The sequence below is a fragment of the Chitinivibrionales bacterium genome (genome assembly GCA_014728215.1).
Taxonomy (GTDB): Bacteria; Fibrobacterota; Chitinivibrionia; order Chitinivibrionales; family WJKA01; genus WJKA01.
In genome coordinates this window covers 1-3,067 of sequence record WJLZ01000039.1, presented here as the reverse complement: position 1 = coordinate 3,067, position 3,067 = coordinate 1, and the positions used below count along the sequence as shown (strand labels likewise).

Genomic DNA, 3,067 nt, shown 5'->3' with positions numbered 1-3,067 from the left:
GTTCAATAATCACTACCGCACCACTCTCGACCCAAACCATCCCTGAAAGGATATAGTTTGAATCTGCGGCCAGGAGCACCGTATCACCGGCGTTAATTGAAGTGTCGGTGATAATTCCTGAAGGCATAATTATCGGATAGCCATTAAGCGCCGCAACAATGAGCGCAATCTGAATAAGCGCAGAAACGATGACTGTCTTTTTCATCATTCCCTCCTGTTCAGTTTAATCGTAATAAATTGCATTATGATTATTTTGCTGAAATTAGCAAATAATTTGAATTATATATAAATGTCGAAACTGAGTAACTATCCATCAGGAATGCTGCGTGTATGCAAGAGCATTCAGAGTAAAACCGGGTAAAAAATGCCGGGAGAAATGTGTGATCACACAGCACTAGCGGAGAGCTAACATTAATTAAACAGGGAAAATTTAGTTTATTTCGAATACTTTCTTGAAAATATCAGAAATTATAACCAGATCAGCTACAGCCATATATATGATTAAAAATATCCTAATTTTCGCTCTTTTCTTGGTGTGTGTCTTATCGTATTGCAAACCCGAATCCGTGTCGCGGATACATCTCCCTGAACCTGAATCGAACGCCGGCGTTATCGAAAAAGACACTGTAAACCGTGTTATGTACAAAATTCCGGTAGTTAACAAAGGGACAGGAACTCTTGATATCCATAGTATCAAATCATCCTGCAGTTGCCTGAAAATCACCGAAGCGGATTCAATTGTCAATCCCGGCGACACGGGAACCATCACGGCGGAATTGACCATTACCGATGCCAAAAGCTATGGCCGCGGTTTTTACGTCATTCACATCGAATCAAGCGACCCGGATAATCGATTCGTTGCCGCTCATATTTCGCTTTTACTGCATCCGCCCGTATTCGCCGAGCTGAAACCCGGACAGCCTGACAAAGATTCGATGCAGGTTGCAGTAACCAGCCGCAAAAATGACCTGCAGCTCATGAATGTTGATTTTGCGTATATCGGGCAGACAGACACATTCGATACAATCCGTGGAATACCCTTCGATTGGCGTCAAACAGGCGCTGTCGATACGAACGGCTACCGGCATTACGATCTCACCATTTTTATCAGGCATTCCGAATTGATCGACGGTGAATTTCTCATTACAACAAACCACCCGCATGATACCCTCATTTTGTTGAAGGGATGGATGGGGCGTCTCGAAATCCAGGATGATTCAACGATCGAAAAGTCTTCCGGGGCGGGGAAATAAACAATGATACGGCGAAGCATCGTGCTATTAGTAACATTGCGGTGTCTGTTGTTTGCAGAATGGTATAACACCGACTGGGGCTATCGCATCCCGTTGTATCTTCCTGTCACCACATCAACGATGTCGTATATGCCGATAGTCGTTTCGGAAAATCTGCATCCATCGGTTTATGAATATGCCAAAAGCGACGGCAGCGATATCATTTTCGTCACGCCTTCAGGATACAAGCTTCAGGCCGAACGGGTCATGTATAACAAAGACTCCGCGCGTTGCGAATTCTGGATCAATATTCCGTTGTATCACAATCTTGGCCAGACGGTATACTGCTATTTTGGCAACCCCTCCCACACGGAAACTGCTGCGAATGATGCTGTCTGGCACAGTAGATCACATCGTGCGGTCTATCATTTTGAAAACAATGCGGAGGATGCAGCCGGATTTCATCACGGCGTCCAGCAATCGGCGCCGCAATTTACAGAGGGTAAATTCGGCGGGTGCTACGCATTCAGCGCAAGTTCACATGTGGAGGTCCCGGATAATGATTCACTTTCTTTCGGGGACGGTTCCTCGCATACGCCGTTTACCCTGAGTGCCTGGATCAACATGAATAACGCAGCTTCGTTTCCAATCATTTCCAAAGGAATGACATCACTGGACAGAGAGTATTGTTTGCGACTGAATTCTCAAAAGCGGATTCTGGCTGCGCTTTACGACGGCGGTTCTCCACAACCGTATCGTTCGCGTTACTCAAGCGCAACGCAGGAAACCGCTGAAGGCGAATGGTCATGGGTCTGCGCTGTCCATTACGGGCCGACCGACAGCGTTTTACAAAAAACCGAAGTATATGTCAATAATACACGCGTAGACGATTCAAATGATTCTTCCGGAGTATTTGCTGCAATGGAGAACCAGGCTTCCAGCGTCATGATAGGCCGCTATATCGAAAGCGCCTGGGCCGAAGGCAGAATAGATGAAGTTCGTATCATCGGCAAAGCTCTTGAGGCCGACGAGCGGGCATTTTACTTCGCAAACCAATTATCACCGGGAAACTGGTATTCCTTTGGCGCCCTTGAAAGACCGCCGGCCACGTTCGGATGCCCTTATTTGATCAATGAATCATTTTTCTGGATATTCATCTGTATCGGCCAGTCCAACATGGCCGGCAGGGGTCCGATTGAAGCCGAGGATACCATACTCAACAGCAGGATCCTGTTGCTTGACGATGAAAGAAACTGGGAAACGGCCTCCAACCCGCTTAACAAATATGCAACCATGTATGACAACAACGTAGGCACCGGCCCTTATATCGGACCGGCCTGGTCGTTCGCAAATTATCTGTCTGAACGCAACACAAGTGTCAAAATCGGTTTGATTCTCAATGCCAAAGGCGGCTCACACAGCAGCGAATGGCAGAGAGGCACACCATACTACGATTCGACAATAGTGCGCGCACTGGCCGCAATGGAATGCGGGATTATCAAAGGTGTCATCTGGCACCAGGGTGAGGCCGATGCGTTTGCCGGAACCGAAAATCAGCACCTTGAAAACATTCGTGCCATGGTATCCGATTTGCGTGCCGATCTTGGCATTCCCGACCTGCCGTTCATTGCAGGTCAGGTATACCAGACCCCTGTTTTTGACGAGATAAACAGCACTATCGCCACATTCGGCGATTCAATCCCCAAGGCCGCCTTTGTATCTTCCGGAAATCTGACCGCAATTGACGGCGTTCATTTCGGCTCCCCTTCGCAACGACTGTTCGGGGAACGATATGCAATTAAATATATTGAATACGAACAGGGCCTGTTACCTCC

3 protein-coding genes are annotated in these 3,067 nt (G+C 47.3%); 2 read left to right on the top strand and 1 reads right to left on the bottom strand.

Features of this window, described 5'->3' with window-relative positions; translation table 11 throughout:
- A partial coding sequence (locus GF401_02635) for a hypothetical protein (GenBank protein ID MBD3343943.1) occupies positions 1 to 205 on the bottom strand: 205 nt, incomplete at its 3' end.
- A gap of 292 nt (positions 206 to 497) precedes the next feature.
- Here GF401_02635 and GF401_02630 point away from each other — a divergent pair.
- Both GF401_02630 and GF401_02625 read left to right on the top strand, forming a co-directional pair.
- Entirely contained in the window at positions 498 to 1,253 is a 756-nt protein-coding gene (locus tag GF401_02630; protein ID MBD3343942.1) for a DUF1573 domain-containing protein, read from the top strand.
- A 3-nt stretch (positions 1,254 to 1,256) separates the two neighbouring features.
- Positions 1,257 to 3,067: hypothetical protein (locus GF401_02625; GenBank protein MBD3343941.1), on the top strand; the 1,811-nt coding region annotated here is incomplete at its 3' end.